Below are 4,761 nucleotides of genomic sequence, written 5' to 3' on the forward strand. Positions count from 1 at the left end.
GCGAGGAAGCCGTGACCGGAGCGGACATCGTCGTACTGATAACCGAGTGGCCCGAATTCACCGCACTCGACCCGGACACGGTCGGGTCTCTGGTGGCACAGCGCGTGGTCATCGACGGCCGCAACGCCCTCGATGCCGACGCCTGGAAAACAGCCGGCTGGCGATACCGCGGCCTCGGCCGCTAGCTCTCGATCGCCGTCCACAGGCTCCGCGCGCCCTCTTTTGGGGGCCTCCGACCGACTAGGGTAAAAGCTGAGGATTTGTTACCTTTGTCGGCATGGCGACCGGTCTCTCGCAACACGAAGCGCCGCCGCGGCTGGCGGCTCCGCCCACTGAACCGCGCCGGCGCACCTGGCGGCGAGTCCTCTGGATCGTCCTGATCGTCGTCCTGCTCGTCCTGGCCGCCGCGGCATGGGTCGGCGTCAGGGCCGCTCTGGCCCGTCAGGAACTCGCCGCGGCCGAGCCCGACGTGCAGGCCGTGCGCACGGCCATCGAATCGGGAGGCATCACCCACGTCGGCCCGGCGGCTGCCGACCTCCAGAAGCGTGCCCACCACGCTGCGGCGCTGACGAGCGACCCGGTGTGGCGGCTCGCCGAGTTCGTCCCGTGGATCGGCCCGAACCTGACCGCTGTGCGAATGGTCGCGGCCGCCACTGACACGCTGGCGAGCGATGTCGTGCGTCCGCTCGTGTCGGTCGCGGGGGCGGTGGATCCCCAGAGCCTGAAACCCTCGGGCGGGAAGATCGACCTGAAGCCGCTGCTGACCGCGCAGCCCGTCCTGGAGAGAGCGCAGACCTCGTTCGAGTCCGCCCAGCGCCAGGTGGCCGCCATCGACGACCGCAGTGTCGTCGCACCGGTCGCGGCCGCCGTGGACAAAGTGCGCAGCGCGATGAATGCGGTCGGCCCCGACCTGACGATCGCGGGCAACACCGCCCGGCTGCTGCCGGGGATGCTCGGCGCCACGGGCCCCCGTTCCTATCTGATCGTGGCGCAGAACCCGGCGGAGTTGCGTTCGACGGGCGGTCTCATCGGCTCGGTCGCACTGGTCACCACCGACCATGGAGCCGTTACGTTGACGTCGCAGAACGCCGGCACCGCCATCGGCCCGTGGTCGGAGCCGGTCGTCGGCGTGCCGACCGCGACCACCGACCTCTACGGGCCGCTCGTCGGCCGATACCTGCAGGACGTCAACTTCACTCCGGACTTCCCGCTCGCCGCGCGGACCGCATCCGCGATGTGGGTGAAGATGCACGGTGGAGTCGTGGACGGTGTAATCGCGCTCGATCCGGTCGTGCTGAGCGCGTTGCTTCACGCCACCGGGCCTGTGCCGTTGCCCTCGGGCGACGTGCTCTCCTCCTCGAATGCGGTGCCACTGCTCTTGAGCGACATCTACGCAAGGTATCCGGACCAGCCGGGCCTTCAGGACGCGTTCTTCTCCTCCGCGACGACGGCCGTCTTCTCGAAGTTCGCGAGTGGGGGAGTCGACGGCAAGTCTCTCGTCACCGCGCTCATGACCGCCGGATCGTCCGACCGGGTGCGCATTTGGAGCTCGCGCCCGGCAGAGCAGTCGGTGTTGAGTCGGACGACGCTCGCCGGGGAGCTCCCGGCATCCAGCCCGACGACGACTGCGCTCGGCGTGTACTTCAACGACGCGACAGGTTCGAAGATGGACTACTACCTGCAGACGTCGGTCGCGGCCGGAGCCGCCGTGTGTCGGGCGGACGGCAAGGTCACCTCGGTCGTGCACGTCACGCTGAAGAACAACGCCCCCGCCGACGCGGCGACGGCCTTGCCGGCGTACGTGACCGGAAGCGGGGCGTTCGGCGTGCCGCCGGGCTCCATCCGAACGCGGATCGCGTTCTACGGGCCGGCCAAGGGGCTCCTCGCCGGCGTGACGTCCAACGGCGCCGAACTGCCGTCGCTCGCCGGGACGGACAAAGGCCGACCGGTCGCGGTGGTGGAGGTCCAGTTAGCGCCGGGCCAGTCCAGTGCCGTCGATGTGGAGTTCCTGGGCGCACTCCAGAAGTCGACGGGGTTGACCGTGGCGGTCACCCCGACGCTGAACGGAGACGGGACCACCCCCGATGTGGGGGCAGGAACCTCTGTGGGAACCATTGCTGCGCCGTGCGCGGCGGGCGTAAAGTGAGGATTAGTCACTAACCTGTGAGGTGGCCGGGTCGAGGGAAAGGCGTGCCCGATGTTGAAGAAGATCCTGGCGGCGGTAGCCGTCACCGCAGCGCTGCTTCTCGCCGCGCCCGCGGCCGCGAACGCAGTGGGATACCCGAGTGGGGCCCCCTGCACGTTCGACGTGAGCTCCACCCAAGCAGGACATTCCGCGACGCTCATCTGTGTGCCGGGCACCTGGCGCGACGGTGAGACCATCACCTGGGTCGCCAGCGGCTCCGATGGCGCAAGCATTGTCATGGCGAGTTCCGTCACATTCTCCAAGCACGCCAACGCCGATGGCAGCGATGTGCTCCGCGTCACCCTCCCGGCCGATGCGAGCGGCCTCTACACGGTCGTCGGCACGGGCGCGGCCAGCGGACACGTCTGCTCGGCGACCCTGACGGTGATCCCGGCTGACACCTCCGCGTCGGCAATCAACGACCCGGGCAGCTCCGGCCTCGCCGACACCGGTTCCGTCATCGCGCAGTGGGCGATCTGGACGGGCGCAGGCCTCCTGGTCATCGGCCTCGTGAGCGTCGCGGTCGCCGCGTGGATGCGGAAGGTCCGGTCGTCCTGACCGGTTGCCACTAGGGCTCGTCCTTCGAGGGGAATGGGCGGAGGGCGGCAGCGGTTGCCCTCCGTGTGACCTCCGGCATCCCCCTCAACGTCCTCGACCTCGCAAGCAGACCCGCCGGCGGCAGCAACGCCGACGCAGTAGCCGGGACGATCCGCCTCGCACGAGAAGCGGAACGTCTCGGCTACCGGCGTTTCTGGGTGGCGGAGCACCACGGGATGCCGGCGATCGCCTCCAGCGCCCCCGCTGTCCTCATCGCCGGGATCGCGGCGGCCACCGACCGGATCCGCGTGGGGTCCGGCGGCGTGATGCTCCCCAATCACGCCCCGCTGGTCGTCGCCGAGCAGTTCGGCACCCTCCGCGCCCTCTACGGCGACCGCATCGATCTCGGCATCGGGCGCGCTCCCGGCACCGACGGCGCGACCGCGATGGCGCTCCGACGCAGCGCGGAGGGGCTCGGTGTCGACGACTTCCCCCAGCAACTGCTCGACCTGTTCGGCTTCTTCTACGGCGGCATGAGCGACGCGAACCCGCTGCACACCATCACCGCGGTGCCAGGCCTCGGTGACGCTCCCCAGGTGTGGCTGCTCGGGTCGAGCGGCTACAGCGCGCAGGTCGCCGCCGCTCTCGGCCTCCCGTTCGCCTTCGCCCACCACTTCGCCGGCGAGAACACCGAGGCGGCGCTCGACCTGTACCGGTCCCGGTTCGAGCCGGGAGAGCAGCTGAGCGAGCCGCACGCGATGATCGCCGTGAACGTGATCGCGCACGACGACCCCGCTCAGGTGCGCGCGCTGTCGCTCCCGGGCCAGTTGTCGTTCCTCCGCATGCGCCGCGGCCTCAAGCCGGAGCCGGTGAGCGTCGAGGAGGCGCTCGCCTACGAGTTCAGCCCGGCGGAGGAGGAGTTCATCGCAGTCCGGAACGCGCGCCAGGCGATCGGCACGCCCGACCAGGTGCGGGCGCGGCTCGACTCGCTGATCGCCTCCACGGGCGTCGATGAGCTGATGGTGTCCTCCGGCGCCGCGACCGTCGAGGGCCGCATCCGATCGCTGGAGGTCGTCGCGGAGTTGTACCCGCCAGCGCCTCTGTGACGCTGCGCGCGGGGCTTCGTGACGGTGCGTGACAGCCGGACGGGCGTTCCCGGACACCCGGGGGTAGCGTTGGGCGCACCCCGACCCACCCCAGCGAAGGCGGTACCCGCATGGCACACGCACCCCACGTCGTCGGCGTGAGCGGCAGCCCGACTGCGCCCTCCCGCACGACGGTGCTCGTCGACGAAGTCGCGCGCTCGTTCGCCGAAGCGACCGGCGGAACCTCGACGACGATCGAGCTCGCCCCGCTGCTCGCCGACCTCGGCGCCGCCCCGTTCCGCAGCGGCCTCAGCCAGCGGGTCCAGGAGGCGCTGGAAACGGTGGAGTCCGCCGACGTGGTCGTGGTCGGTTCACCGGCCTACCGGGCGACCTACACCGGCCTGTTCAAGCTCTTCTTCGACCACATCGGCCAGTACGCCCTGATCGACAAGCCGATCGTGCTCACGGCGACCGGCGGCAGCGACCGTCACGCCCTCCTGGTGGAACACCAGATGCGCCCCCTCTTCGGCTTCTTCCAGTCGCTGACGCTCCCGCTGGGGATCTACGCGGCCGAGGCGGACTTCAAGGACTACGCCATCACCTCCGACGACCTCCGCGAACGCATCAACACGGCGGTCTCGCGCACCCTGCCGCTCATCCGCTCGCACATCGACCCGGAGTCGATCTATGCGGCAGTGGATTTCGCGCGGCCGGATGCGTTCTGAGGGTCAGCAGACACCAACGACCGATTACAAGACAAAGGAACGGCCGGCTCGCTGAGCGAGCCGGCCGTTCCTTTGTCTTACTACTGGGTCGGGGTGACAGGATTTGAACCTGCGGCCTCTTCGTCCCGAACGAAGCGCGCTACCAAGCTGCGCCACACCCCGGTGGCCCGAAGGCCTCATCTAGGATACACGAGCGCGAGGGGCGCGAATGACCAGCCGCCGCGCTGTC

At 69.7% G+C, this 4,761-nt stretch carries 5 protein-coding genes and 1 tRNA gene; 5 read left to right on the forward strand and 1 reads right to left on the reverse strand.

Going from position 1 to position 4,761, the window contains the following annotated elements; all coding sequences use genetic code 11:
- The 5 genes from JNB50_RS20940 to msuE all read left to right on the forward strand — a co-directional run.
- Nucleotides 1-185 (forward strand): UDP-glucose/GDP-mannose dehydrogenase family protein (locus JNB50_RS20940; protein ID WP_243768789.1); only part of this gene is annotated, 185 nt, incomplete at its 5' end.
- 92 nt (nucleotides 186-277) lie between these two features.
- Nucleotides 278-2,146 carry a DUF4012 domain-containing protein gene (locus JNB50_RS20945; RefSeq protein WP_208042082.1) on the forward strand — a complete coding sequence of 623 codons (1,869 nt, stop codon included), beginning with the start codon at nucleotides 278-280 and terminating at the stop codon, nucleotides 2,144-2,146.
- Between the two features lie 51 nt (nucleotides 2,147-2,197).
- Nucleotides 2,198-2,743 (forward strand): hypothetical protein, encoded by a 546-nt coding sequence (locus JNB50_RS20950; RefSeq protein ID WP_208042083.1) that lies wholly within the window; start codon nucleotides 2,198-2,200, stop codon nucleotides 2,741-2,743.
- Between the two features lie 65 nt (nucleotides 2,744-2,808).
- Nucleotides 2,809-3,828 (forward strand): LLM class flavin-dependent oxidoreductase, encoded by a 1,020-nt coding sequence (locus JNB50_RS20955; RefSeq protein ID WP_307794822.1) that lies wholly within the window; start codon nucleotides 2,809-2,811, stop codon nucleotides 3,826-3,828.
- Between the two features lie 110 nt (nucleotides 3,829-3,938).
- Nucleotides 3,939-4,532 carry an FMN reductase gene (gene msuE / locus JNB50_RS20960; RefSeq protein WP_208042084.1) on the forward strand — a complete coding sequence of 198 codons (594 nt, stop codon included), beginning with the start codon at nucleotides 3,939-3,941 and terminating at the stop codon, nucleotides 4,530-4,532.
- 88 nt (nucleotides 4,533-4,620) lie between these two features.
- Here msuE and JNB50_RS20965 read toward each other — a convergent pair.
- Nucleotides 4,621-4,694: transfer RNA gene (locus tag JNB50_RS20965), tRNA-Pro, on the reverse strand.
- Nucleotides 4,695-4,761: the final 67 nt, after the last annotated feature.

Source organism: Leifsonia sp. TF02-11, from assembly GCF_017565305.1.
Taxonomy (GTDB): Bacteria; Actinomycetota; Actinomycetes; order Actinomycetales; family Microbacteriaceae; genus Leifsonia.